Origin of the sequence: Neorhizobium populisoli, from assembly GCF_019430945.1 — a bacterium.
Lineage (GTDB): Bacteria > Pseudomonadota > Alphaproteobacteria > Rhizobiales > Rhizobiaceae > Neorhizobium > Neorhizobium populisoli.
On the sequence record NZ_JAHYCB010000003.1, the window covers coordinates 248,816 to 274,068 of the forward strand.

24 protein-coding genes are annotated in these 25,253 nt (G+C 54.5%); 7 read left to right on the forward strand and 17 right to left on the reverse strand.

Annotated features, from left to right (window positions below; translation table 11 throughout):
• Window positions 1-6: 6 nt before the first annotated feature.
• Window positions 7-1,917: a peptidoglycan L,D-endopeptidase MepK gene (locus KX729_RS09115; RefSeq protein ID WP_246617491.1), complete on the reverse strand. Its 1,911-nt coding sequence runs from the start codon at window positions 1,915-1,917 to the stop codon at window positions 7-9.
• Between the two features lie 248 nt (window positions 1,918-2,165).
• Here KX729_RS09115 and KX729_RS09120 point away from each other — a divergent pair, with 248 nt between their 5' ends.
• Window positions 2,166-3,974, forward strand: coding sequence for a recombinase family protein (locus KX729_RS09120; protein WP_219742122.1), 1,809 nt, complete (start codon window positions 2,166-2,168; stop codon window positions 3,972-3,974).
• Here the strand turns inward: KX729_RS09120 and KX729_RS09125 are convergent.
• The 16 genes from KX729_RS09125 to KX729_RS09200 form a co-directional block, all read right to left on the reverse strand.
• Entirely contained in the window at window positions 3,971-4,447 is a 477-nt protein-coding gene (locus tag KX729_RS09125) for a hypothetical protein (protein ID WP_219742123.1), read from the reverse strand. The genes KX729_RS09120 and KX729_RS09125 overlap by 4 nt on opposite strands.
• A complete protein-coding gene (locus KX729_RS09130; RefSeq protein ID WP_219742124.1) occupies window positions 4,447-6,030 on the reverse strand; it encodes a hypothetical protein in 1,584 nt (527 codons plus the stop codon). The genes KX729_RS09125 and KX729_RS09130 overlap by 1 nt, the downstream gene beginning before the upstream one ends.
• A 56-nt stretch (window positions 6,031-6,086) precedes the next feature.
• Window positions 6,087-7,946 carry a hypothetical protein gene (locus tag KX729_RS09135; RefSeq protein WP_219742125.1) on the reverse strand — a complete coding sequence of 620 codons (1,860 nt, stop codon included), beginning with the start codon at window positions 7,944-7,946 and terminating at the stop codon, window positions 6,087-6,089.
• Window positions 7,946-8,899, reverse strand: coding sequence for a hypothetical protein (locus KX729_RS09140; RefSeq protein ID WP_219742126.1), 954 nt, complete (start codon window positions 8,897-8,899; stop codon window positions 7,946-7,948). Before KX729_RS09140 ends, KX729_RS09135 begins: the two co-directional genes overlap by 1 nt.
• Window positions 8,900-8,943: 44 nt before the next feature.
• A complete protein-coding gene (locus tag KX729_RS09145) occupies window positions 8,944-10,578 on the reverse strand; it encodes a hypothetical protein (protein WP_219742127.1) in 1,635 nt (544 codons plus the stop codon).
• Window positions 10,579-12,099 (reverse strand): tail fiber domain-containing protein, encoded by a 1,521-nt coding sequence (locus tag KX729_RS09150; RefSeq protein WP_219742128.1) that lies wholly within the window; start codon window positions 12,097-12,099, stop codon window positions 10,579-10,581.
• A gap of 3 nt (window positions 12,100-12,102) precedes the next feature.
• Complete coding sequence (locus tag KX729_RS09155; RefSeq protein WP_219742129.1) at window positions 12,103-12,522, reverse strand: hypothetical protein; 420 nt, start codon at window positions 12,520-12,522, stop codon at window positions 12,103-12,105.
• Between the two features lie 298 nt (window positions 12,523-12,820).
• Complete coding sequence (locus KX729_RS09160; protein ID WP_246617492.1) at window positions 12,821-14,356, reverse strand: hypothetical protein; 1,536 nt, start codon at window positions 14,354-14,356, stop codon at window positions 12,821-12,823.
• Window positions 14,346-14,945 carry a phage adaptor protein gene (locus tag KX729_RS09165; protein WP_219742130.1) on the reverse strand — a complete coding sequence of 200 codons (600 nt, stop codon included), beginning with the start codon at window positions 14,943-14,945 and terminating at the stop codon, window positions 14,346-14,348. The genes KX729_RS09160 and KX729_RS09165 overlap by 11 nt, the downstream gene beginning before the upstream one ends.
• Before the next feature lie 2 nt (window positions 14,946-14,947).
• A complete protein-coding gene (locus KX729_RS09170; protein ID WP_219742131.1) occupies window positions 14,948-15,292 on the reverse strand; it encodes a hypothetical protein in 345 nt (114 codons plus the stop codon).
• Between the two features lie 72 nt (window positions 15,293-15,364).
• Window positions 15,365-16,294, reverse strand: coding sequence for an SU10 major capsid protein (locus KX729_RS09175; RefSeq protein ID WP_219742132.1), 930 nt, complete (start codon window positions 16,292-16,294; stop codon window positions 15,365-15,367).
• Window positions 16,295-16,323: 29 nt separating this feature from the next.
• On the reverse strand, window positions 16,324-17,352 hold the full coding sequence (locus tag KX729_RS09180; protein ID WP_219742133.1) for a hypothetical protein: 1,029 nt from the start codon (window positions 17,350-17,352) through the stop codon (window positions 16,324-16,326).
• A 62-nt stretch (window positions 17,353-17,414) separates the two neighbouring features.
• Entirely contained in the window at window positions 17,415-17,669 is a 255-nt protein-coding gene (locus tag KX729_RS09185) for a hypothetical protein (RefSeq protein ID WP_219742134.1), read from the reverse strand.
• 1 nt (window position 17,670) lies between these two features.
• Window positions 17,671-19,884, reverse strand: a complete 2,214-nt coding sequence (locus KX729_RS09190; protein ID WP_219742135.1) for a portal protein — start codon at window positions 19,882-19,884, stop codon at window positions 17,671-17,673.
• 72 nt (window positions 19,885-19,956) lie between these two features.
• Window positions 19,957-21,381, reverse strand: a complete 1,425-nt coding sequence (locus tag KX729_RS09195; protein WP_219742136.1) for a DEAD/DEAH box helicase family protein — start codon at window positions 21,379-21,381, stop codon at window positions 19,957-19,959.
• 116 nt (window positions 21,382-21,497) lie between these two features.
• Window positions 21,498-21,917, reverse strand: coding sequence for a hypothetical protein (locus KX729_RS09200; RefSeq protein WP_219742137.1), 420 nt, complete (start codon window positions 21,915-21,917; stop codon window positions 21,498-21,500).
• 139 nt (window positions 21,918-22,056) lie between these two features.
• Here KX729_RS09200 and KX729_RS09205 point away from each other — a divergent pair, with 139 nt between their 5' ends.
• From KX729_RS09205 to KX729_RS09230, 6 genes are all read left to right on the forward strand, one after another.
• Window positions 22,057-22,320, forward strand: a complete 264-nt coding sequence (locus tag KX729_RS09205) for a hypothetical protein (protein WP_219742138.1) — start codon at window positions 22,057-22,059, stop codon at window positions 22,318-22,320.
• Window positions 22,320-22,727 carry a hypothetical protein gene (locus KX729_RS09210; protein ID WP_219742139.1) on the forward strand — a complete coding sequence of 136 codons (408 nt, stop codon included), beginning with the start codon at window positions 22,320-22,322 and terminating at the stop codon, window positions 22,725-22,727. The genes KX729_RS09205 and KX729_RS09210 overlap by 1 nt, the downstream gene beginning before the upstream one ends.
• A 291-nt stretch (window positions 22,728-23,018) precedes the next feature.
• Window positions 23,019-23,444, forward strand: a complete 426-nt coding sequence (locus tag KX729_RS09215) for a hypothetical protein (protein ID WP_219742140.1) — start codon at window positions 23,019-23,021, stop codon at window positions 23,442-23,444.
• A 27-nt stretch (window positions 23,445-23,471) separates the two neighbouring features.
• Complete coding sequence (locus KX729_RS09220; protein ID WP_219742141.1) at window positions 23,472-23,888, forward strand: hypothetical protein; 417 nt, start codon at window positions 23,472-23,474, stop codon at window positions 23,886-23,888.
• 80 nt (window positions 23,889-23,968) lie between these two features.
• The gene (locus KX729_RS09225; RefSeq protein ID WP_219742142.1) at window positions 23,969-24,376 is read left to right on the forward strand and encodes a hypothetical protein; all 408 of its coding nucleotides are present in this window, start codon (window positions 23,969-23,971) and stop codon (window positions 24,374-24,376) included.
• On the forward strand, window positions 24,373-24,702 hold the full coding sequence (locus KX729_RS09230; protein WP_219742143.1) for a hypothetical protein: 330 nt from the start codon (window positions 24,373-24,375) through the stop codon (window positions 24,700-24,702). Before KX729_RS09225 ends, KX729_RS09230 begins: the two co-directional genes overlap by 4 nt.
• Window positions 24,703-25,253 lie beyond the last annotated feature (551 nt).

Below are 25,253 nucleotides of genomic sequence, written 5' to 3' on the forward strand. Positions count from 1 at the left end.
GGATGATCAGTTGCCGAAACGGCCGGTGTCGATGGCAGCGGCCGCTGCAACCGGTTTGAAGCCGCCACCGGAATAACCTGCCGCATATTCGCTATTCAACGTACGGCTGACGACACGCGGCGCCTTGATCGAAGCGGCGGCATCCACACGATTATTGTTCACCGCCCATTTGGCCACCATATCGCCGGTCAGCTGACCAGTGCCGGAGGCCTGGGCCGGCTGCGAAGCAGGCTGGCCAGACCGGCTACCCTTGCCCGGAACGACCGGCATTGTAGCTGCAGAGGCTGCAACAGGTGCTCTCGGCGCGTCGAAACCATCACCGAACTGCATGTTCTTGGACGACGGCTGGATGACCTTCGGAGAAATCGCTGCGGTCTGAACCGGCTTTTGAACCGGCGCCGGCATCGGGGCGGAAGCCTGCATGGCAACGGCCGGAGCCGTCTGAACGGGAGACGGTGTCGGCGCCCGCTGCGGCTCTACGCTCTGGGCAAGTGCTGCAACCAGTTCCGGCGTCAGCTCCTGCTGTTCCTCAGCCTTCGCCACAGCGACAGGCGCTGCCGCCGGAGCCGGGATGGTTACAGGCGTCGGACGCTGCGACGGGAGCGGGATCGAAGCCATATTCTCAAGCCCCGGCATCTGGCCGACGGAAGCGGTCATCACACCGCTCTCCGCATCGCCCTTCAGGCCACGCGGACCAAGCAGGGTCGGAACCGGAATCTTGTAGCCGGAAAGGTCGGCAAACGTCTCGCCCGCCGGCTGTTGGCCTGTCGCAGCCGGAGCGGAGGCCTGCATGGCAAGCGCTTCCTGGGCAGCATTGCGGCTCGGAGAATAGAGAGCCGTCGCCAGGCTGGCCTGCTGGGCATTGCCCTGCGGCACGTCGGAACGGAATGCCGGACGCTGCAGCGGAACCGGAGCAGCAATCGTCGGCTGCTGCGCTGCAGCCGGAGCCGAAGCCACCTGAACGGGCGCAGAATCGTCTTCATCATCAGCTGCGGGAGCAGGCGCTGCACGGGCGGGACGTTGCGCGACCTGAACCGGCGCAGAGCTTTCTTCGTTATCTTCTTCCTCGTCGGCACCGCCACCGCCAAACAGGAAGGCAAGCAGGTTAGGCGCTCGGCGCGGCGAAGAATCGCCTCGGATGCTGCCGCCCGCCGTCGCGGCGATCTGGATCGAGTCGGCACCGACGCGCTTCTTGTAATCTGCAAGCGCGGTATCGTAACCCGGCAACGGCTTGCCGTCGGCGGGCAGATGGATGGTGTTGCCGTTCGGGAAGATCTGGACGAGTTCCTGACGCGTCATGCGCGGCCACGCACGCACGCCGCCGACATCGAGATGCACGAAGGGCGAACCGGAGGTCGGATAAAAACCGACGCCGCCGACCTGCATCTGCATGGCAAGCCCACGCAGGGTCGAAAGTTTTACGCCCGGAATGAAGAAGTCCATGGCCTTGCCGAGCATGTGCTGGCTGTTCTTGGCAACACCGGTCACGCGCGAGCGGGTGCGCAGCATGTTATTGGTGGCGGGAGAACGATAGGCTGAAACAACGTGGATGTAATCGGTCGCGCCGGAGCGGCGGTAGACTTCCCAGACGAGATCGAAGAGCCGCGGGTCCATCTTGGCCGGCTCGTTCTTGCGCCAGTCACGCAGGAACTGGTTGATCTGCGCGAGACCGCGCGAATCGAATTTGCCGTTACGCTTGAAGGTGATGACGGCCTTTTCGCCGGTATGCACGAAATAGAGCTTCAGGCTCTTGTCCTGCGCCGATGCCGTGCCTGCGGAAACGAACAGGACAGGCAACACCGCCAGCATCAACAGAGCTGCGATGGCAACGCGCTTGGCGAGAATTCCAAAAAGCCCGGCAAAGTCGCCGAGCGCTTTCTCACCCGAAAGCGTTTCTTTTGCATTCTGATCCGGCAAAACGATCCCCGTCCTGTCGACAACGTGCGACGTCGCCTAAATGACTGTCAATTGCGGTTACACGATGGCAAATGTGCCACACATGTACAAGCTTTGTGCGTATAGTCAATAATTGACTAACGCCAGATTGACAAAGGGTGACAGGACATCCTTGCGTGTAACTTGCTTTGCAACATGACCGTCAGCGCTAACTGCCGATTAATCATATCCTGCAAAGAGTTAACGCGAGATAAGTGAGCCCACCCGCAATGCAATTCAAGCCGAATACGATCGCCTACTCCTATATTCGGATGAGTACGGCCAAGCAACTTGAAGGCAATTCCCTCGCCCGTCAGATGGATTTGTCGGTTAAATTTGTCCGAAAGCATGGACTAGTATTAGACGAAAGCCTGAACCTGACGGATATAGGTAAATCAGGCTTCTCTGGCGCGAACCTTACGGAAGGCGCGCTAGGGCGTTTCTTAGAACTGGTGAGAACTGGCCGGATAGCACACGGCAGTATTTTACTTGTGGAAAGTCTCGACCGTCTTTCGCGACAACACCCACTTGACGCGCAAGTAATTCTCGTCAGCATCCTCAACGCGGGAATCGATGTCGTCACCATCGAAGACGAGCAGCATTATTCATCTCGCGGCCTTCGCGACGACTGGACCAAACTGATTCTGATTCTCGCAAAACAGGCGCGAGCGCATGAAGAGAGCCAGCGAAAAAGCGACCTCGCCCATGATGCGTTGGCAAAACGACGGGCCGACGCGCTGGAAGGCAAAGGCAAGTTCTCGCACATCGTTCCTGGCTGGATCGGACAGACGAAACGGTCACGGCATGAAATCGATTACGAGCTCAACGACCACGCCGATACGATTCGCTTGATTTTCGAACTGTCGAAAAGCGGCATGGGTCAGATGGCAATCGCGAAGGAAGTGAACCGGCGCGGACTGAAACCGATGCGCGCCTCATCTAATGGATGGCATCAGACAGTCGTCGGTGACGTTCTCGACAATCATGCGACCTACGGTGTGTTCGTTCCCCGCAAACGGGTGAACGGCAAATACGAGCAGTATGCTGACGCCATTCCCGATTATTACCCGGCAGTGATCGACAAAGAGACTTTTCTTGCAGCTCAACGCAATCGACAGCGGAAGGTCAATCGCGGCCGGAAAGGTGATCGGTTCACGAACCTGTTTAACGGCCTGACTACATGCATTCACTGCGGTGGCAGCATGACCATCAATTACAAAGGCCCGAAAAACGGCGGCAAGGCCTATCTAAGATGCTACAATAACCTGCGTGGCAATAACTGCACGGTCGGCAAGAAGGTCTTCATGTACGAAGCCTTGGAGGCTGTGGCGTTGGATACGATCCGCGAATTCGGGATCAGCGACTACGCAGGCAATTTCGATATCGATCCGAAAATGAAGGAACTAGACGAGGTAATATTGTCGTCGCGGGCAATGCTGGCCGAGATCGAGGCGAAGGAAATCAATCTTGTCAGTCAGTTGGCGATGGTTTCTGCTGCTTCCGCTCAAGTCCTTCACAAAGCGCTCGATCAGATGCAGGTGGATAAGGCAGCGGCACAGAAGCGGCTTGATGAAGCGGAGAAAAACAAATCGATCCTGATCGGCTCCCAGGACGACTTTAGTGATGCAGACGCGGCGATCCGTAAAGAGCGGGAAGCATGGCCCGGCATGAGCGAGGCAGAGCTTTATCAAAGCCGGTCTCGAATCAACGCAACCTTGAAATATCTCTACGACCTGCTCGTGTTCGACAGCGTAAAGGGCACGGCCAGTCTTGTATTCGCCAATGGCCTCTTCGCGTACCACTTCAAAGACGGCAAGCTCGATAGCGTTACCGATGCCATTCGTGACGGCATCGCAGCCGAACGCGGCGGTGTGTCTGTGGACAAGTTCAAGACCGGTGTTTCGGAAGAGCGGAAGAAGGTGATCACCAACTTCATCATGGCGCGGAATAAGAAAGTGGCGGGAGCAAAGAACCCCCGCCTCAATGATTCTGATGTCGTCGCACTGAAAGCGAAACGGAAAGCAGCAATCGACAGTTAAATCGTAAGCGCCTGTTCCCACATTGCATCGACCTGTTCCGGCGTCAGCCCAAGTGCGCTGGCAACGTTTAGAAGGGTCGGGTTGAGGCGTTCGAAATCGGTCGTATATTCCCACTCGATTTCGGCCTCGTCCTTCGCTTGCCCTTCCGGCATCGCTGCAATGGCAGCCGACACCGCCGCCAATGAGAAGCCATTGCGGATCAATGCCAACGAAAGCTGGCGCTTTGTGATCGACCGCATATTGGCCCGGATTTCATCTGCTGTCGGTTCGACATACGGCTCAATCGTGTACGAACCTGAATTAGCCGTAAGCCACTCTCGAATTTCCGGATTAGCCCCATAAGGGTCTCCCGGTCGCGTGCAATAATCACAGCGGGCGACTTCACCATCCATATCGGTCAAGTCGAGGTCGATGATATAAACGTCGGGTTCTGCTGTGGCAGTAATCTTGTGAATCTGATGAATTTTTGACATTATGAAACCCTCTGAAACAGCATTCGATCCTGACCAACAGCGCCGCGAGTACGCCATGTACCTGTGACGACCGCACCTGAACCGGTTGTGTAGAAATCTCCCGACGTGCCCAATCGAACTGTCGCACTTGCCGCGAGATCGATGTAGCCGCTGTAGACGGCGATATATGTGCCGAGCGGGAACGTGACGTTGCTCGATGACGAGCCTGTGTAGATGAACGACGCCACATCGAAATCATGTGTATGGGATGTCGCTGTTACGCTGTTCGTCGATGACGCTGTGATTGCAGTTGGCGTGCCGAGTGTAAAGGTTCGGTTTGTGTCGATACCGCCACCACCAGTCAGACCGTTACCCGCTGTAAGCACGATTGCTCGGTTTGCAGGTGTGTAGCCGAGTTTCGTAGTGAGGGAAGAAGCAGTTACGTTGTCGTTGGTCCAGATTTGGGAGCCATTGGCGTAGGCGTTGGTCGTGTCCATTTCGAACTGCATGAACGTTGTCCATGTAGTCGAACCATCTGCTTGCTTTTGCAGTAGCCAGTTATTGGCATCTACCACGATGCGCGTGTTATAGGAGCCAGAAGTCGTGTCCGACAGAACGATGTAAGGCGCACTGTTTGTGATCGTCAGATTGCCACTTGTCGAAAAGTCTGCGTTGTTTCGGAAAAGACCTGTAGCGTGATAGCCATCGACTGTATCTGCCTCCAGTGTCGATCCAGCACCATCATTGCCTTCGTGCCAAACCTTGTAATACGCGCCTACGCTGGAATCGAACAGGACCAGTGCTGATGTCGTATTGTCGTTTGTTAGGTTCAGAAAGTCGCCTGTAGCGTCTGTGGTCAGGCGAATACCGTTACCGTTACCTGCGCCGTCACGATGCTGGATATAAGCGCGTCGTGTCGTGCCATCGGCTTCATAGAACGAGATGAACGGATCGTTGCCAGTAGTCGCAGCTTGCAATCGAAGCGCTTCGCTGTTCGTAACGTTCGTTAGCGTACCAGCCATACCGAGATTGGTGATGCCGTTGTACGCGCCACTCAATACCGCATTTGGCAAAGTACCAGTCGTCAACTGCGATGCATTTAAACCAGTGATCGCAGCACCGGAACCGCTGAACGCACCACTAAAGGTTGGAGCAGTCACTGTGCCGGTGAATGTAGGGCTTGCCTGCACCGAATTGACGATGCGGAAGTTTGTGCCGTCGTACACGATTTCGGTAAAAGTGCCGTTGGTGATATCACCGGCCACCAAAGCTGTGCCGTTTGGTCGGAGAATGCTCTTCGCGCCAAGCGCGTTGATATTGATCGTCAGCGCGCCGGTATTCGTTGCGTTTGCCCAAAACGCAAAACGCTCGCCTTTGAAATACAACGCTGGACCCTGCGAATAAGTCAGGATGCTTGCAGTTGCCGTGCCTGTGGAAGTCGTTGCGGCATTGATGCGATCCCACGAGCGCTTTGCAGCACCGGCCATTGCTCTGAGTCGCGGAGCAAGTGCGCTAGGCTGCGCACCAGTTGGCAGACCATCGGGGCTTGCACTGGTATTCGAGGCATCTACCTCATTCCATGAACTTGCAGAATAGTCTGCCATTCGTCACCACCTTATTGTTTTTCTTATTGGGTGATCGGGCTTTGCCCGTATCGTATTTAACGCGATCTGCTGTTTTGGCCCTCGTATCCGGCGGCTGCTAGGTACTCGTTGATTGCCACGCGCATTTGCGGATCACTGGTGTATCGACCGATTTCGAGCAGCTTGTTGACGTGACCAGAAAGACCGCCCTTTTGCATGACCGATTTCGGCATAGTTGCGAGCCATTCCGTTGTCTGTGGATTGGTCAACAACTTCGCCTGATACCAACGCGACACGCCGTTTGCAGTCTTAGCCGCTGCACTTGCTGCGAATGCCTTCACGCCACCGACTGCGGCCCACATGAGGCTGTCTTTTCCGGGGGTGATATCGCGGTTAGCCTCTGCATGGTTCTGGGTGTTCGATCCATTCGCTTTCGCTTTGTATTTCTTCATTGTCTCGGCTGCACGAGCGATCTGTTCGATATTGTCGCGATGTACAGAGCCAACAGGACCCCATAGTTCATCTTTTGCTTCCGGCGCATACTTGGCGAAGTTACGAATGAATGTGCTGCCACTGACATTGCCCGCGCCATCTGTAGCCGCGTCCATCAACATTGTTGCCTTTGTGCGGTCCCATACTTCCTGACCGTTCTCTTTCACGATCTGGGACTTGATATTACGGAGTCGCGCAGCGCCTTCCTTGGTCATACCCATTGTGAACTTGAGAGCGCTGTCCTCGTTTTTATTCAGCAGTTTCGACACGTCCGACTTCTTACCGAAACCAGTCTCGTTGTCCTTGAAGCCCCTGTAGAAGTCATCGGCGGCTTTCCACGCGCCGAAAGCTTCATCGCCGGAAGAGCGAGCCGTTGCGGCCATGTCGTCGCTGAGAGCGGCACGGATATTCTGCAAATGGCCTTTCAGAACCGGGTTTACGGACTGGTCGCTCATCAACGCGCCGAGTGAGGTGCGAGCCTCTTTCAGCGTATTGAAGGATGCGCCCGAATTGAGATCGGCAACAACGGCCTCTGCATGACGGATCGCCTTGTTCAAATGCGGGCCTTCTGTCAGCTTCGCGCTGTTCGAAAGTCCAGCCTTTGCCTCCTGCAATTTCGCCAATGCTGCGCGGCTTGCATCGCCAACGGCGGGCGCTTCACCTGTCAATTCACCTACACGGCCATAGAGGCGGTTAGCCTCTGCGACCTGGGCCTGCTTAACCTGCTCTGCCTGCTCTAGGAGACGACCGCTCAAGTCCTGCATAGTCGTCGGGCGTGCTGTCGGGTTCGTTTCCGCTGCCATGCGATCTGCAAGGCCACTAATGCTATCCTCGACCTTGCCGACGCTGGCTTGCTGCGCTTCCGCAACACGGCGATTTGTCGGGCTCATCGCGTGCTCTTTCCATGCTGCGCGGTTCGAACCGGAAACCATGCCCGTTGTCGGATTCTCGACGCCTACGGCCTTCAAGTCATCGATGCGCTGGCGAATAAGCGCGGGGTCATCAGCCTCACCCACCACGAGATTGCGGAGCGTGTTACCGATACCGCCACGAGGATCAACCGTGATCTCTTCTGCCGTCTTCGCAATAGGTGCAGCGGCACGACCAAAGTTTGTAGCGCCACCACCGAACGTGCCGGCGAACTCAAGTGCGCGACCGATACCCTCGTCCGACATAGGATCGAACTTCCCTGCCATCGCATCACCGGGTGCCATGAACGAGCGCTTCATAGCTCCAAGCAGACCAGCATCGCTGTCGAAGGAATAATCGGAACCGTCTTCCTTGTTCCAACTTACAGGCCACAACATGCCTTGCTCTCTTTCCGGTGCAGGTTCAGGTTCGGCCTTAGCCTCGTTGCTCCACTCCATATCCCAAGGATTTCGAGCTACAGGCTGTCCTTTCTTCTCGTCCTCACCGGACCAATTCATTTCCCATGGATTAGGCATTAAACCCTCCCAAATCCGCCAAGACCACCAAGGCCACCTAGGCTTTGCGCAAGCAGTTTCTTCTTCAATTCTTCCATCATTGCCGGGTCCATTTCCCCCTGCCCGAATAGCGGAGCCTGCGCCGGATTAGCGGCGAGTTGCACTGGCTGAGCGGAATTGCGACGGGCAGCACCGGCTTGGGCCGTCTGTTGTGCTTGCTGATTATTCGCCTCGTCCTGCTTCGCGATCATGTCACCGAACGCACCGAAGACGTTGAGACCCTTTTTCGTGTCGACGCCAAGAACCTTGTCAGGAAACAACTTTGGCAACTTGAACAGCGGCTCGTCGGCCTTCTTCGTATCCGCCGATGCTGTCTGCTGCGGAGCAGGTGTAGGCGTTTGCGTAGGAGCGGGCTGAGGGTCCTGCTTTTGCGCTAGGGCTTGCGCCTGTAGCGCCCGCACTGCTGGGTCGCTAGAATCGCTCACCGCGCTGGAAGAGCCTCCTGTGGACTGTGCGACAGCGGTAACGCTGCTAGGGTCGAAAGCAGTGCCCGCATATGCTGATCTTAGCCAGGGCGCAGCATTGTAACCTTTGCCACCAGCACCCCAGACGCCGGGTGTGCCCATGCCGATATGCATGGAGCCTTTTTGCATGTAGCCGTCACCAGCGCCAAATCCGGTAATGCCGTTGGCCTTGCCCTGCGAAACGATTTGCTGAAATATCGGCAAGTCATCCTTGTTCGACCAGTCCAGCTTTCGACCGTCCTTGTAGAAGAAGGCATCGGCTGCGCCGCCGTGATCGTGACGAACGGAACCGACGCGAGCACCACCCTCGGCTTTCCCCGGCTGACCACCGGAGAAAACTTCCATGGTCACGCCCATGTCCTGCAAGTAGCCGAGCCGCTCAACTAGATCGTCATCGAGTGGTCGATTACGAGTAGCGCCTTGGTTTCGATAAACGATGTAATTTCTCACATTCCACCTTGTCCCGTTTGCCGGGCTTCTTGAGGTGAAGCCAGTTACATGACTGGCTCCCAATTCTTCTTGTCGTTTGGATTGCCGCCCTTGAAGCGATATTGCTTGCCGTCTTCACCGACTACGGTCTTACCCATAGTTATCGTTGCTGCTGGCTTACCCTCTGCTTTTGGCTTCTCGTCTGACTTCTTCTCTTCCTTCGCACCCATGAAGCCTTCGTAGTTGTCCTTGTCGAAGTTGAAGTTCCACGAACGGAATTCATCAGTCTGACCTGACTTCTTCCAAGCCTCGTACTTGTTGGCGTTGTACTGCGAAATCTTGCGCATACGATCCGCAATATCTTTGAGTGCAGCGGGATTGAGATTGCCGTTCAACACGCGATCTTGGATTGCCGCCAAGTCTCTATCCGACATAGCGCCGAGACCACGCAGGCTTTCGATTTCGCCCTTGATCTGATCCTGCATGAGGTTGTCGAGTTCCTGACGCGTCGAACCAGAGAAGTTGTCACCGGGCAACCACGCATCAAGCATCTTTGCAGTGCCGTTATAACCACCAGTGCCAAACCACGAATTCTTGTTGATGTCGTCGGAGAGTTTCAGCATACGATCAACAGTGCCGATGGATTGCTGAGTGCGACCTGCTGCTTGTGCAAGCGCTGCTTCTGCTCCGCGCTCGTCCTTCACAACTGGATCGCTCATATTCGCCTTTGTACGACCCGGAGTGTCTTCAACCATTCGATTGATTACTGCGGGATCGCTTACAGTGGCGTTTGTCGCATCCTTGTAGATGGTGTTGCCGGTCGCGTTATCGAAATAGCCGTTGAAGCGAGTGTTCGTCTTCGGATCAATATATGCGCCAGTCTTCTGCAAGCGATTAGCCTGACGCTTGCTATCTGACAACTCATCCTGACGCTGCACGAAACCGGGGTTGTCGTTGCCGTACTCGTACTCGCGAATGTCATCGGTCTTGCGCTGACTCTCTTCACCCGACACCCGACCAGCTGCTTTGCCCTGCTCAAGTTGTGCCTGCGAAGCTACGAGACCCGGCGCGTTACGGTACGAGCCATCAGCACCACGGATCATGCCGTCCTTAGCGCGTTCGTCATCGAGCCGGTTGATCTTGTCGAGAATGCCACCAGCGGCGGAAAGTTCGCTCTGGCTGATATAGAACTGGAACAACTTTTTAAGCTGGCCCACGGAATAGCCGGTATCAGCATCGACGGCCTCGCCCATTGCAGGCGAACCAAGGCCACCAGCAAACTGCTTTGCAGCCTGCTCCTGAGACAACTTGGCCTTACCCGCTGCGATCTTGGCGTCGTTAATGCCGATCTCCGAAGCGTCTTTGCGGTAGTTTTGGTAAGCCTGCGCACCAGCGCCAACGCCCGAACCGAGAACCTGCAAGAAGTTTGTCGGTCTGCCAACGCTAGGACCACCAGCAACCATCATGGCCGCACCGGCATTCAACAGACCATTGCCGAGAGCTTCGCGCTTAGTTGGATCTTGGGGAAGCAGACCGGAGAAGAAACCGCCCTGCTCCTGCTTTGGCTCCTGTGGCATTGCAGCGGCTAATGGCATCGGCGGCTGTTCCTGCATATCAGGGCGGGCTTGAGGAATGGGAGCAATACCGCCATTGCCCTCAAGCGCCTTCTTGAGAAGTTCGAGAAAATCGATGTCTGCCATTTACGCGGCCTCCATGTAGCGATCCATGACGATCTGTTTGATACCGCCGAACTCGACGACTGCCTCTGGCATGACTTCTTCCACGTCCTGCGCCATCGGGCCTTCGAACACGCGCTGCTCTGGATCGTCCTTGTAGGTCCACAAGTAGATCGGAATGCCACGGTCGAAGCCGGTATGAGCCAGCACGTTCTTGATGCGACGGTCGGAAGCGAACAGGCCGAGGATCGTAGACAAGCCGCCCAAAATCTGACCGCCCGTATTGTTGTAGACCGGCGTGGTCGTATTGGAGTAATTGCCACCATTGAGAATGTTGGTGAAATTGCCGAGGTTCGTAAGACCCTGCTGCTGCTGCTGTTCGTAGCGCTGGATATTGTTGTTGAGAATGTTCTGGTTACGCGTGTCCTGCGTCTGACCGAGTTCTGCGAGAGCCTGAGCCGGAAGCAAACCATTCTTGTACTGATCGCCTGCCATACCAGCGCCCGACAACTGCAAACCAGCTTGTGAGTTCTGATTGCCATTGAGCGAATTCGCTGCATCGGCCTTTAAGCCTGCATTGGTGAACTGGTTCGCAACGCCTTGCTGATACATGTTGTTCTGCAAACCGAGACCAGCCAATTGTGCATCACGACCCGCATTGTATTGGCTGTTATTCGCGTTCGCCGCATCAGTGCGTTGGCTCTGCTGAGAGTTCGACGTACCGGCCAATGCGGAGTTTGCATTAAGCTGGTTCGCGACATCGCTGTTATAGAAATTGCCGTACTGACTGTTCGCGCCGAGCATGTTCTGCACGTCGGTATTGTACTGGTTCGCATACATGTCGGTTGCGACCTTCGACATCTGCTCTGCCGCTGCGCCCTGCGCGTTATTAAGCAGGCTTGCAGATGCATTCGATCCGAGACGCCCCATACCAGCGGCACCACCGGCAATCGTCGGATTGGTTACGTTGCCGAGTTGATCTGCGATTTTCTGTGTAGCGTTACCAACGGCCTGATCCAAATACGGGTTCTTGCCGATGTTTGCGCCGGAAGCAGTCGCCTGCAAATTAGCCAGTGCCGGATTGTTCGCACCCGCAAGACCCTGTGCCTGTTGCTGTTGCAGACCGGAAGCCGCGTTCGTGTAATTCATACCGGCGTTCAATGTGGACTGACCGGGTGCAAATTGATTTCCCGTCAGGAAGTTATTGACACCGGAGGTCGCTGGGTTCGGTCCAGTGTTAACGCCACCTAGCAATCCCTTGAGCGCATTGTTGCCGCTCTGGTCGAAGTTGCCGGAAGTGATGTTCTTCGTTGCGTTTGCCGCTACGTTGAGGCCAGCCGATGCATTCGGATTGGTCGCATAGGCTTGTGTCTGCGCTTGCGAAGTCTTTGTTGCTGCGGATTGATCAGCGACAGTCGGACCACTCCACTGCTTCGGAGCGCCATCCTTGATGAGTTGATCATACTGCTTGTAAACATCGGTTAGGTAAGGCTTTGCGCCGTCCCACGGTTCAACCTTTGTTGTTGTCTCTTTAGGTCCACCCATCGATCAAATTCCTTTAAAATAAATGTTGTCAGTATCTCCGACGTGTTGAATTTCTTGAAATCCAATGCGAGTAAGCGCTTGTAACCACTGCGCCCGACCTTTTCCGAGCAACCCGGAACAGCCTTTGCTCTTTGCGTATGGTTCAAGTATTGAACGAGCGGCTAGTATCTCTTTGAGTGACTTGCCTTTAACGCCGCCGATCATAAACAAGCAGCAAACCTGCTTGCCCTCCCAAGTGATAATCGAGGTGATTGCCGCTGCGTTTTCAGTGGTCCACAATTGATATTCTCGCTCTACGAGACCCTTCAATATGTCCTTGAAATCGATCTGCTCTTGGGCACGGTGAAGAGCTTCAATCAGCCATGGAAGACAACGGTTCAACTCGCTTGTGAATTCTACCGCTGTATCGATCTTCCTTGCCATTACACTCCGTGGATTACATATCCAAATGTTCTGCCTGTTGTTGCCGAGTTCGCATGTGTGATCGTAAACGATCCAGTTGCGCACGTGACATATGTCGATGCAATTGCTGCCGCTGCATTCGCTGTTCTTGGCGTCAGGACAACAACACTGTTGGGGTTGACCTTGCCGTTTTGAACCACAGTCGTTGCCGCACTTAAAGTGAGTGTGACCGTTCCTGTGTTGTCGAACTGTCGGACTAGTTGATCCAACGCGACCTTCAATTGCTGTGGGTTTGTTACGTCTCTAGGCCCCTGCATATTTACCTACCTCCGGCCATAGAGGCTTCAATTTGCAGAGACATCGCGTTTGACCAGCCTGCTTCCAAGCTCAACCGAAAGCGGAAGTATCGGCTATGAGTGCGGAAATATGCGAAGCCAGTTTGACCATGCATATCCTGCGCATTCGTCCAAACCACTGCGTCATTGCTGAGACTGCGAGTACCTACGGACACGTCTACGTCTGCACCGGCTCCGTCGAACAGCGGACGCACACCATGCACGATTGCACGGTCGCCATTCCCCGCACGTGGATCCATCGCCTTGATTGTGCCGGAGAGCCATTGCTCTCCGGTCTCGATCCGCGCTGGCAGCGTCGAGCCGCCGAAAACGTAGATCGAACCGTTCTGCTTCATCGCCCAAAGCATGGCGTTGCCACCGGCCCAGAGCGGGCTATCGAACGATGATGGGACTTGCTCGATGGTGCCGAACGTGTCGAGTTGTTCGATTGTCCATCCCAACGACAGCGCGTTGAAAATGTAATCCGCCGTTGCGTCGGCAGTGGACCATGCGCCGGTCAGGTAGTTGAAAACCAGCATCTTGTCGGGCGTGCCATCGGTTGCTGCGGCACTCACATATAACCAGTAAATCAGCTTTGCGCGTGGGTCAGCCGCAACCGTCATATACTGGTAAGCGCCTGTATCCACTGAGTTGAGGAAGAACTGATCTACTTTGCCCGAGCCGATTGGCGTCGTTGCGCCGCTACGCTGATCCATAGCATAGAAGCCGTCATCACCGATGAAGTAGGTAAAGCCCTCGACATCAGGAATGACGCTCTGTGGGACTGCACAGCCCTTGGCATTCGGAACAGGATCGAAGCGGAACCAATACGGGTATTCGACGTAAGTCATCTTCACGATGCCGTCGCTCATGATCAACCAACCGGCCTCACCGCCGACAATCGCCTGGACAGCGCCGTAGCCGTATACGTCTTGGAAGTCAGCGCCCGTCGCCTGTGAGAAATCCCAACTCAGAGGCAATCCGAGACCAGACCAGCGAACACGGAATGGAACTGCGCCGTCTAGCGGGTCATAGGTGTTGCCGACTACGATAAAGTCTTTCACCGTAGCTATGTGACGTGCCTGCACGAGGGTCGTAGCATTGGCGAATTGCGTGTCTACGTCCTTGTTGATGTACTGAATTTCGTTTGAATAATTCGTGAGGTAGATGCCGTTACCGTACTCGGTGCTCTCCCAACGCTCGCCTTCTGCGGTCGTGTAGAACGCCGCACGCGAAATGTCCTGCCACATGCGGGTTGCCGTGTTGATCTTATAGAGGCGCGTTGCACAGCCCGAATAGACCTTGGCATTTCCGAGTTTGTCTTTGCCGATTGCAGAGCCGAGCGGGCGGCTTACCATCGTCGTTGTCGAATACAGTGATGCGGCCTTCAATGGCTGATACGTCACTGCGCCCTGTGCGGCACCTACGGAAGGCACCACGTTATAAGCGGTCGTCACGCCGGGATTATTGTAATCGGGTAGGTCGGGAAGCCATTGGCCGAGCGTGCTATCAATTAGCATAGAACAAGCCTCCGTCATTCATGATGATCGGATTGCCGCTATGGACTGCCTTGCGATGATCTGCGTCTAGCAGTGCAAGGGCTTCCTCAAGAGAAGCCTTCTCGGCTGCTTCGCTGTCTGCGTCTCGACGCCAGCGATAAGCGCGCACTAGGCTCGCATGAAGGTACACTGCCGGAAAGGTTGTGAGCAGCCAATTAGATGGATTGCTTTCCGACAGTGCAAGGGGCTTGGCATAGTAGGTCAGTTCGACCACGCGAGGTGTCTCCTGCGTGGGAACAAAGACGTACGTATTGCCGGATTGAAGATAGCCGATTTCGCCCGCATAGAGCTTCGCACCGTAAATCGAAACGGGCTTGGCCTTGATACCGTCAACGGTGATAGAGCGGGCTTCGGAGAAATCGGCCGGCAGTGTGATCGCATTTGCGGTCGAGCTGGTCGTGATCGTAGTTTCGGCCAGGTAGTGCTTTACGCGGGTAAAGACATCGCCCTCGCCTAGCGCGATGAACGTGCTGATCGGATCGGCGCTTGTGATGCCGAGTGCATAATCTGCGATAGTCGATTGAAGATCGTTATAATTGGCCAGGGCCATCGTTACACCCTCATCCCGTTCGTGCGGAACTTGGCGTTATCCGGGTCGTTCAATTTGCGGCGTAGCAAAGCCTTGTCGCCTTGCGTCTCTTCTTCCCACTGATTGACGAGCCATTGTGGAACCGAAGCCACCTTGACCATATCGCCTAGTTTCTGATTCCGCGAAAATTCTGCTGCTTCTGCCGCGTTGTGATCGAGAAGCGCTTTAACGTCCGGCCACTGCTCTTGAACGGCCATCTCGCCGTTACCCAAGTTGGTGAGCCAAACGCGGTAGCCGGGTTCATCGATGAACAGCACAGTGCGCGTATCGTGAAACATGTCACCATTGGTGAAATTATCGAGATTCATTTGTTCGCCTCGTCTTTTTGTTTTTATGCGGCGATAGGAGAATGGGGGCACTTGGCCCCCATCCCTTAGTCATCAGGCAGTCTTGATGCCTGCGATCTTGCCGTTACCGACTTCGTTGCGGCATTCCAGAGTGAACTCTGTGAGCAACTGAACCTTACGTGCGTCGCCTGTCTTAGCCAGTTCTTCAGTCTTGAACGGACGAAGTGTAGCCACAGCCCAAAGTTCAGGATCGTAAGCAATTACGGTGTTGTTGCTTACCATGCGGTGCGGCTTGATAGCGAATTCGCCGAAGTCCGTAGCGTAGTAATCAACTGCCGAAGTAGCAGACTTGTCCTTTGCGTTATTCCAACGGCTTGCATTACCGGAAAGCAGAGCCGAAAGCTTTGTCTTCATCAGTGGGCTTGCGATCAGTTCCTTGATCTCAGCGCCGTTGTTGTACATGTTCTGTGCAAGGGTCTGAACCATTGCTTCTGTAACAACGACTGGCGTACCAGCGACCGGAGCACCTACGAGTGTGGACGAGAAGCCCGGAGTGGACGAGCCGCCGTTTTCAACAGCGTTTGTCTTGATCCATGCTTCCATACCAGCGCTCTTACGAGTAGCACCGGCAACAGACGCGTTACCCGAAACGATGGACGCTTCGATGTCTGTCTTTGCTTCCTTCATTACGTTTGCAAGCTGACGTGCGAATTCGCCCTTGCCGGCTGTGCTTACGGCGTCAACAGTACCAGCAACAGAGACTTCCTTCGCAACGATCTGCGTGAAGTTACCAACACGGCTGACAACTGCGTTCGATGGAACGAGAGCGTCGGCTGCTTCTGCGCGTGCGTTGTCCTTGTTAGGAGCAGCGAGCGTGTCTACGAGCACTTCGTGATAAGTGTGGGATGCCTTCGTCTTGCCGATCTTTGTGTAAACCGGAGTTGCGGAAGGGGCGATGTTGCTGATCGTATTAGCGAGGTCTTCGTTAATGTTCTTCAGCGCGGTAGTGAGTGTAATGGCCATTTTTGGCTTCTCCTTATAGTCTATGCTGATTAGCGAGTGAGACCCTTCATCATGCTCTCCAAATAGGATTGTGCATCATTGAGCGAACCACTCTGTTTTAGTCTCTGAGCCTCACGCTTTGCGGCATCTGCGGTCGAAGACTGTAGTTTCTTCGAACTAGCACCGGGCATGGTCACTGGCGGCTTCTTCTCGAAATGCTTGACGACCTGCGGAACATTCTTCTGAACCAGTCCGCTCTTGTAAGCGCGGTACACAATGTCCATGATCCGATGATCGGCAATGCCTTCAATCTCTTCAGCCGTGAAACCAGCATCTACAAGAAACTCGCCTAGACCGTTAAGCAATGCGGGTGCTTTCTGCTTGTCCGCGAACTCAGGGTGTTTGGTCGATAGTGTTTCAAGTGCGTTGGCTTGCTGGATAGCAAACTGCTCGCGCTGCCACTTTGCGTTCTTCTCTGCCTGCAATTGTTCGATTGTATGAAGTTCACGAACTGCTGCCTGCTTCCGGTCCCAATCATGCTTTGCTTGTAGATAGCCAGCGGGATCATCTTGGATCATCTGGCCCCAATCAGGCTCATTGAATTGGAACTCTCGTGCGATGCGGTTCTTAACTTCTTGAACCTCACGCGCAACGTCTGCACGGAGTTGATCAAAGTTCTGTTCCTGCACTTGGTAGCGAGCCACGTGCTGTTTCAGTTCCTGTGTCTTCTTCGTGTAGTCGGCTTGACGTAGATACCCCTGCACCGCTTCTTTTCGGCTGACTTGCTTTCCGTCGACTTCGAAAACAATCTCAGCGTCCTTAGCAGCGGCGACATCTGCATTGTCTGTCTCGCCTTCACCGTCTTCGTCTCCATCGTTTTCGACGCTATCGGAGTCCTCATCGGATTGTTCCACCTCATCAGCGACTTCATCAGTTTCGGTGTTTTGAGCCTCATCGGCTCCATCAGCATCTACTTCTTCGGTTGTACCGTTGTCGGTGTCCAAAAGGCTTTCGATGTTTAGTGCGGCTTCTGCCACTGAGTCACCAGTTCCCTCATCGGGATTGTTGGTCGAATCCATGTGCTATTCTCACAAATATATTGATCTTATCGTATTTAGTGAGCCAGCGTTTTTGACTGCGGTTATGCGTCTGGAATTGACGCGTCGCGCGTGAGTTCGATATCTCCGTCACTCGCATACATACGGGCTTTCGCGACTAGCGTTTCCAGTCCGTTGACCACCTTGAATAGGCTCTCTCGCTTCTCTGCATCTGCGACATTCGTTCGAACGAACTGAGTGAAAATGTCCTGTCGCACCTGTTCAGCGATGAATACGAAATCGGGATTTTCGAGCAAACGCTTTGCGGCCTGACCGCGATCAATGATTTCTTGGCTCATATTACTGCCCCTGTGGCGGCATTGGCGGTTGCTGTGGAGCTTGCGGCTGTTGTGCCTGCTGCTTCATCTGCGCCAAATGCTGCATTGCTTGATTCTGGCTTTCCTGCTGCGCCATCGCCATATCAACGTCATTGCGCTGCGCTGCCTGTGCCGCGTTGATCTGCGCGATCTGAATATCTGCGCCGTACTTGGCTTGGATTTCCGCTGCTTTCAGGTACTTGTCCTGTTCCAAGCGATCACGCTCTAGGTCGTTCGTCACGATCAACTTGCGCATCTCAAATTCGCGGTCGGCTTGGTCCGCCTGTGCCTTCAACTGAGCCTTCACCTTCTCGATTTCGATTAGGCCCGCGTTCGGATCGACCGGAGGCTGTGGAGGTGGTGCAGGATTTTGCGCGGGATCGAGATAGAATTCAGCCGGGTTAGTGAAACCGGCGTTCTCCGCGATCTTGGTCAGCGTGTTAAAAATCTGCTGCGGCTTAACGAAGCCCATGCTCATCGCTTGCATTTGCTGGGCGAGGATCATGTTGAGGGCTTGCGAGTTGAAATCCTTGTTCATCACACCAAACGCTACGTTCGTCGCGATATCCATATCCGGGTCCCAATCATCGATTTGGATCGGCACGAATTGGTCGGTCAGGCGCTGGATAAAGAGCTGCGCGTCTTCCGGGTTATTGACGAGAGCATCGACAATGAGACGGTTCAGGTACGTGTAGAACGTCTCCGCGAACCAGCGGCAGACCAGTTCCATGAAAAGCTGACTTGCATTGGCACGCTGACTTGCAGCGGTCGCCGTTTCGGCCATGTCGCCGGGATTCAACGCAATCATGCTTGGGCCGACACCAGTAGCGAAATCAATACCCTGCGAAAGCGCGTCGATCACTGGCATTGCGTTCATGCCGGTAAATTGCTGCTGATTATAGGTGATGCCGCCAGTTGGATCGGTCGAACGAACGACAGCGCCCGGATACAGGTTCAGAACGTCATCCACGTTCGTCACTTCCGGGTTCACAATCTTGATCGGATTGGAGTGGGCGTTGAGGTTATCGAAAATCGAGCGCTTCATCTTGGAGATGATTGCCTGCTCCGGGCCGATACGCTCTGCGATGCCCTGACCAAAAAGCGTGTTCGGGGTCGGATATGGGCAGAAGGCCGCATATGGGTAATGCTTGCTGACTTCCTCGTGATGAAGCAGCACAGGGCTGTTCTGCAAGTCACCGGCAAGCACGAAACGGTAGTGACGGCGCTGACCGCTACCTGCGTCGATCTTCGTGTAAATCTCGTACAGGGTCACGTCGTCGCTGACGCTGCTATCACCGCCGCTAAAGCCGGTAACTTCGGAGCGCTCTAGCGAAAGGCCCTTCTCGTCGTCCTGGCCGCTGCTAATGCGGCCGATCTTCTCGCGCTCGTATCCCATTTCGAGAAGGTCGGCGCGGCTGATCTGTCGCTTGTGGCCCTGCAGGCGAGCCTTGACACCTCCGGTCTGAGGATCGAAATCCGCGTCCTTGGAAACGATGAAATCTTCCGGGGGCAACGGCACGATGTCCAAGCAGACCACGCGCTTCTTCTTGCGGAACTTAATGTCCCAGAGACGAGGCTGCATAGCTTTGAGGATCGGGCCGAGTTCTTCGGGAACACCAGCGGGCAGCGGCGCATCCTTCGCCTCAACTTCGCTTGCCTCGATATCGGAAATCTGACCGGCCTTCTCCTGCTCGTAATAAGGAACCAACTGTTCATCGGTCAGCCCCTTCACAAGCTGCGGCTTGCCTTCTTCGTCCTTGGCTTCGAAACGAACCATCGCGACACCAAGGCCGTGAATGAACCCGTTCTTCGCAACCGGCATGAGAACGCCAACGTGCTTGTTCTTCTGACGGAGAATGTGATTGACGACTTCCGTCATCTGCCTTGCAAGTGCTGCGTCTTGCGGGGCTGGTGTATTAGGTAGGTAACTGACCGGCTCTCGTTGTGTGTCCATTACACGAACAAGCTGCGCCGTTGACCAGTCTACATGTGTGAGGACTTCACCACTGACATGTTTGGATCGGCCCTTGATACGTTCATCACCCGCCATCGGCTTGCGCATGTAGAGACGGAAGTTCTCTTGATACGCATTGTCGATTGTAGTTGCTGAGACGCCGACAGCGTCGCTTGCAATCCGTGCGACAATATTGGCTAGGTCGTCATCTTTGATGGTATTTTTCTTGGTTTTTTTTGCCAATGCAGCCTTTCGCGACAGTTGGCCTGCCGTTCTAGTTGAGGTGTTGGTTATTTGATATTTACCGTTCCGCGCTTATTCGAACGCTCTTAGATCGGATGGCTGGATTGTGTTGCTCCATGCCCATCTGCCGCTAAACCGTTGCGAGTTGCCTGCGAATGTCAGACACATGGCGTCTGCAAGGTCTGGCGACATGCCAAGCCTGCGCTTGATCGATGGCTTGTCTTCAACCTTGATCTTTGGGAACTCTTCGTACGTTGGCGTGCAAAGTTCGCGGATCAGGTCAGGGTTGTTTGGGATGCAGCGATTGCCGTCCATCAGCCATTCACGACATTCCCACCAAAGCTGATCACGAAGCCTCGTGTAGAGGTCTTGCTTGCGGGTTGGCTTATTGCTGACTGTCACGGCGAGCACTGGCAGGTTCCACTGCTTCAAAACAGCGGCCACGCCATTACCGAGACCAATCGCGTCGACACAGATTTGGTTTGGTCGGTCCTTTGCTGGCGTCAGCTTCCACAAGTCGAGAACCTGTGTCGCCAACTGTGCGGGGTCCAAGTTCCGCCATTCGTGAAACTTGATGACCTTGTTATCCTGCCGAACGCAAAGCACGGACCGGTCAGCACCTTTGCCAGCCGGGTCAAGCCCCCAGATGATAGGCGAGCCAGTTGCGGGAATTGCATCTTCGTTGTCGATTGCCTCTTCCACAAACTCGCGTGGGATAAGGCTGTCTTCGTCGCTTAGTGGAAATTCACCAAGTACAAGCGCACGATAACGAGGTGCGGTTTTGCCTCCGTACTGGATGGCAATGCGATCAACCTTCTCCTGCGTCATCTGACGCCCGTCGATCATTGCGCCGTGAACCTTTGTCCAGTCCGCGCTTATGTCGCCGTAGAAGGTGTCAAAAAAATAGCTGTCCAACTTGTTCGGGTTGGATACCAAGCAGAGCTTAGGATTTGGGTCGGTTAGGATGTTGACGAGCGAATCCGTGAAGACTTCGCGCTCGATACCTGTTGCCTCATCCACGAGTACGAAGTTGTTGCGCTTGTGGATACCGCGTGTCGCTGCGATGTTGTCTTTGTTGGCAAGGCGAAACTCTGCAAAGCAGTCCGAACTGCGGGTCTTTCTGCTAATGCGAGTGGCGGTCATTTCGAAGCCATCGGCAAGCGCTTTGTCCATCTTGCCGTAGAGCGATGTCAGTTCCTTCCAGATACCGCCCTTCAATTGGCCTTCGGTTGGACCGAAAATTGTAACCTGCACTTCATCGTGAGTGACGAGCGACCACCAGACGATGATACTCATCGCCATTGTCTTGCCGAAACCTACACCGCCACGGAATGTGATCTGGCGACTGGATTGGAATGCCTTTGCGAACTCGATCTGCTTGGGTGTGAGTTCGACCTGAAAAACGTTGTTGGCAAAGAACGCGATGTCCTTATGCCATTCACCAACAAGCGCGATAAAAGCATCCTGCTCCGCTTGCTGTTGCTGTGTGAGTGCCATGAAATATCAACCGACTATTGTAATCGGGATATTTACCTTCGGCCTGTGTTTGAGAGCTTCAAATGCAAAAAGCCCCGGCGAACCGAGGCTTTTCTGTTGTCATCAATGTGGATCGATTACTTAACAATGGTGCCACTCTTAGGAGTTGGCTTGTAAGCGCGGATCGCGTTTTGAAACTCCTCGTCTTCGCGAGCGAGGTCTTTAATGTCGTTGATGATCTCTTTCGCTTCATCAACTCCATCTGCCTTAAAATGCTTGTCCTCTTCGCCGAAGAACGGGAAGCCCAAGCGACCAATCTTGATGACGAACTTATTGTGGTCGGTGACTTTGATCCATGAAGCTTGCGGAATAATTGCTTTGCGCTGCTCGTCGGCGGTCTTCAACTTAGCCAGCCTGTCGAGCGCTTCAATCTGCTTCTGCGCTTCTTCAATAAGCGCCTTGATGCGATCCTGCGGCCCTGCCGATTTGCTCGGCGGTGGCGTCAGTCGAGCCTTGAGTCGATCTTTTGCGGATACTGGTGTCGTTGCTTTTGCCATTAGTCTGCCCTTCCCTGTTCATTGCGCAGTTCATCCGCGCTTGTTCCGATATGATGCACTTTCTAGCTGTCCGCTTTTAAATAAAGGGTAAACCCCTATAGAGGCGAATAGCCAAGGTTAATACGACATGAAGGTACATATGAACATCGCGAACGGTGACAAGCGCGGTTCGCTCGCAAAGTGGTTCGAAATCGATCCGAATGCTCAAGTTGATAATGATGCTCGCATTGCAGCGATCACGCAATGGGCTGATGCTCGACATGGTGGTTGGCTGCGTTCCAGCGATATCACCGACTTCACCATCTACGATGTGACCGACGATAGTTTCCGTATCGACTTCACTCATGACACAGATGCGCTGTTTGCGATGCCGAAGATTGGCGGTCGAGTGGTGGAGGAATAATGGCAACGAGAGATCGCACAAAACGAGCAAAAGATTTGAAGGTGACGCCAGAGCAGCACGAGCGCTTGAAGCGGATCGGCACGCAGAAGGGTCAGCCTAGCCGTAACCCGAATGGCAGGCCGGTGCTGGCTGCTGAGCTTAAACTGTCGGCGGCGGAAATGAGCCCGGCTTCCCTCAAGACGCTGGAATGGCTCCGCGACAACAGCAAGAACGACATGGTTCGGCTGAAAGCTGCGGAGACGATCCTATCGTTCAATATGTCGAAGGCCGCACAGGAGCAGAAGATGACGCTGGACGTAGGTCCGGGCATTTCCGACTTGCTGGCGCGTGCGGGGTCGCGTGCGAATGTCATCGAGGGCCAGGTCGAGGCAGTGCGGGTAATCCAGCACGAAGACGGCAATTCCTGAAATTAACCATAGATTTACGATTGCCTTGCATCGGCCGAAATCGACGGCTATATCGGCGGCCATAGTGAATTCGTTCACTGTCTTGCCGTCCCTGAGACCAGACGGACCGCTTAGTGCGGGAGACACTTCGCTGGGCCTAAACGCGTCCTCTTCCAGCGATTTTAAAGGCGCCGTAGTCGAGTTTGGCAGACCCTCGACAGACAAAATCACACAGCAATCGCTGGCGTGAACGGTCTGTCGTGCGCGTAACTCTCGACAGTCGTTCCGCTGGCACAACGAGAAGCGAACGAAATGCTAGACAATCCCTTTTCCACTACCGCACTACACCTGCTTGTGCGTGACATCATAAAGGCGAAAACCTTCGCCATCGAGGCCGAGGTAAACGGGCGCAATACTGGCGACACATGGACAGTGACGCGTACCGCAACAACTGATTCTTATCGCTCGCCCCATTCCATCACGTCTGTTCTAGGCGCTCTCAAACACTGGGAGAAAGGCGCGGTTTTGTTCCAGCCGTACCTTATCGCGGAGGGCACCAATGAGGAGATCGCGAGTGAACTAATGGATGAATTTGATAGAGGACTTCGGAGTGCGGCGTGGGTTCGCATCGGCACGATAAAGCTCGAAACAGTCGATAGTCGGCAAACGGTTTTGACTGTCGCGATCACAGAGCCAGAAATCGCGGCTCTGTTCAAACTGAAGTATCCGCTGGCCTGATTTTCGATTTGAGAAGGACGCAATTACATGGCCTACTATTTCAACAAATCTGTCGATCCGACCGAGGCGCAAAATGCGGTCGTTCAATCATTCACCTCGGGCGGTCTTTATAAGGGTAGCCTTGAAGTCTGGCGCAACGGGGAAAGCGGATTTTGCGAGTTAGGTGCACGCGCACACAAAGACAAGGGAGAGCTCAATCGCGCCTTGATGATGTCAGCGGTCCGGCTCGCCTACGATGTCTCTGATGTTGCGCCAGACTACATCAGTACGATTATGGACGCGGCCCGGACGGCTGCTGCTCATGCCGAAGTGTCACCGACCATCGTCCGGGTCTACTTCAAAAACGCGAGTGAGGATCGACACATTGTCTGGCTCCTCTTCGATCATGACCACCAGGGGACGGCATGGCAGCAAGAAGGCCATAACCGCGACATCGTTGTCTAACATCACTAGCCCCGGTTCACAGCCGGGGCTTTTTGATTCAAGTTCTTGATCTGTTCCGTGCGGTGGATTAAGCTCCCCGCATGGACAAGAACAAGTTTCTCCGCGACGAATACAAACGGATCATGGCAACCGGCCAGTTCGTCTATTCGGCATGGCGTGACAGCGAAGATCGGTTCATCGCGGATATGTGGGACCGGACTCCCAATCAACAGAACAGGCGTTTGCTTGCGCCGGTTGACCCCAGGTTCGGATTCGCCCCTGATAACGTGGAGTGGCAATTCCCGCGCATTAAGAGGCAGGTAGCGATTCAGCCGAAACCCAAGCCAGAGCCGGTCAAGGTAAAGCCTAAGCCACGGCCTAAGCCTGTTCCGGTAGAGAAGGCTGCGAAAAAGAAGGCTGACGAGCTGGCGCGACGAGAAGCGAAGCGGGCGGCATTGGCAGGAGAATTTAGAAAGTGGGAACAGGTTCGTGCTAAGAAATTAGCATGAAGCCACTAGCCATTCTTCTCGCCGGATTGTTGATCGCAGCCAGCATGTGGCTGACATCGCCACGATATCAGACTACTGGCGATGATCGCGGTGGTTTGCGGATCGACGTACGGACTGGCGCTGTTTCATACTGCAAGGCTGTTAGCCTGACCGAGGCGCCCCTATGCACACCGGAAGGCTCGCGATCACTTGAACAGGTCCGGGCGGACAACGCGGCAAAGAATGCGGCCTCTATCAAACCCGCGCCTCCAGCAAGCCAGATGACGCCGGAAGAAATCAAAAGGCGGATCGACGAATTCATGGCGAACGAGAAGCCCGCAGAATAATCCTCCTTCGATTTTTTTGCCGGTGTGGCAAAGCGGTGTTTGCGATTTCCGCGAAACTATACGATGATAAGGCCGCTCGGGGATGACCGGTTGCAGCCAAATCATCCCCTCGCGCGGTTGCAGTTGTACTGACTGCCGTACCAAGGCCGGGACGACGACGTTAAGGTGTTGTGAGCACCGTCGTTTTGTCTCGGCCTTCGCGCATAATGCGAGACTTCATCTCGCAAGATCAATGATGAATTTTACGCAAAATTAAGAGCCGGGCGTTGACTAGGCGACCGTGATTCAAGTGTCACAGTGGCCTTCACGGAGAATCGTTGCGGAATCAATGGCTTTCGAATTTGGCAAACATTTCAAACAACTATTCACAGAAAAAATAAAAATCTTCTTGACCTGATAAGAGTCGAATTGACTCACCGATTTGGTGTTCCTGCGGACACCAAACTCTTGAATCTTATCGAAACGAATCACTTTTCGCTGCCGTCATAAAATGCCTTCTCGGCAATTTAAACCAACCATTGCCATGAATGCCGATAGCTCTATTTCGGAAT

Bases quoted from the DNA above. Each gene is read 5' to 3' on its own strand.
- KX729_RS09120 (WP_219742122.1), top strand. From the start codon at position 2,166: ATGCAATTCAAGCCGAATACGATCGCCTACTCCTATATTCGGATGAGT.
- KX729_RS09125 (WP_219742123.1), bottom strand. From the start codon at position 4,447: ATGTCAAAAATTCATCAGATTCACAAGATTACTGCCACAGCAGAACCC.
- KX729_RS09130 (WP_219742124.1), bottom strand. From the start codon at position 6,030: ATGGCAGACTATTCTGCAAGTTCATGGAATGAGGTAGATGCCTCGAAT.
- KX729_RS09135 (WP_219742125.1), bottom strand. From the start codon at position 7,946: ATGCCTAATCCATGGGAAATGAATTGGTCCGGTGAGGACGAGAAGAAA.
- KX729_RS09145 (WP_219742127.1), bottom strand. From the start codon at position 10,578: ATGGCAGACATCGATTTTCTCGAACTTCTCAAGAAGGCGCTTGAGGGC.
- KX729_RS09150 (WP_219742128.1), bottom strand. From the start codon at position 12,099: ATGGGTGGACCTAAAGAGACAACAACAAAGGTTGAACCGTGGGACGGC.
- KX729_RS09155 (WP_219742129.1), bottom strand. From the start codon at position 12,522: ATGGCAAGGAAGATCGATACAGCGGTAGAATTCACAAGCGAGTTGAAC.
- KX729_RS09160 (WP_246617492.1), bottom strand. From the start codon at position 14,356: ATGCTAATTGATAGCACGCTCGGCCAATGGCTTCCCGACCTACCCGAT.
- KX729_RS09165 (WP_219742130.1), bottom strand. From the start codon at position 14,945: ATGGCCCTGGCCAATTATAACGATCTTCAATCGACTATCGCAGATTAT.
- KX729_RS09170 (WP_219742131.1), bottom strand. From the start codon at position 15,292: ATGAATCTCGATAATTTCACCAATGGTGACATGTTTCACGATACGCGC.
- KX729_RS09175 (WP_219742132.1), bottom strand. From the start codon at position 16,294: ATGGCCATTACACTCACTACCGCGCTGAAGAACATTAACGAAGACCTC.
- KX729_RS09180 (WP_219742133.1), bottom strand. From the start codon at position 17,352: ATGGATTCGACCAACAATCCCGATGAGGGAACTGGTGACTCAGTGGCA.
- KX729_RS09185 (WP_219742134.1), bottom strand. From the start codon at position 17,669: ATGAGCCAAGAAATCATTGATCGCGGTCAGGCCGCAAAGCGTTTGCTC.
- KX729_RS09195 (WP_219742136.1), bottom strand. From the start codon at position 21,381: ATGGCACTCACACAGCAACAGCAAGCGGAGCAGGATGCTTTTATCGCG.
- KX729_RS09200 (WP_219742137.1), bottom strand. From the start codon at position 21,917: ATGGCAAAAGCAACGACACCAGTATCCGCAAAAGATCGACTCAAGGCT.
- KX729_RS09205 (WP_219742138.1), top strand. From the start codon at position 22,057: ATGAACATCGCGAACGGTGACAAGCGCGGTTCGCTCGCAAAGTGGTTC.
- KX729_RS09210 (WP_219742139.1), top strand. From the start codon at position 22,320: ATGGCAACGAGAGATCGCACAAAACGAGCAAAAGATTTGAAGGTGACG.
- KX729_RS09215 (WP_219742140.1), top strand. From the start codon at position 23,019: ATGCTAGACAATCCCTTTTCCACTACCGCACTACACCTGCTTGTGCGT.
- KX729_RS09220 (WP_219742141.1), top strand. From the start codon at position 23,472: ATGGCCTACTATTTCAACAAATCTGTCGATCCGACCGAGGCGCAAAAT.
- KX729_RS09225 (WP_219742142.1), top strand. From the start codon at position 23,969: ATGGACAAGAACAAGTTTCTCCGCGACGAATACAAACGGATCATGGCA.
- KX729_RS09230 (WP_219742143.1), top strand. From the start codon at position 24,373: ATGAAGCCACTAGCCATTCTTCTCGCCGGATTGTTGATCGCAGCCAGC.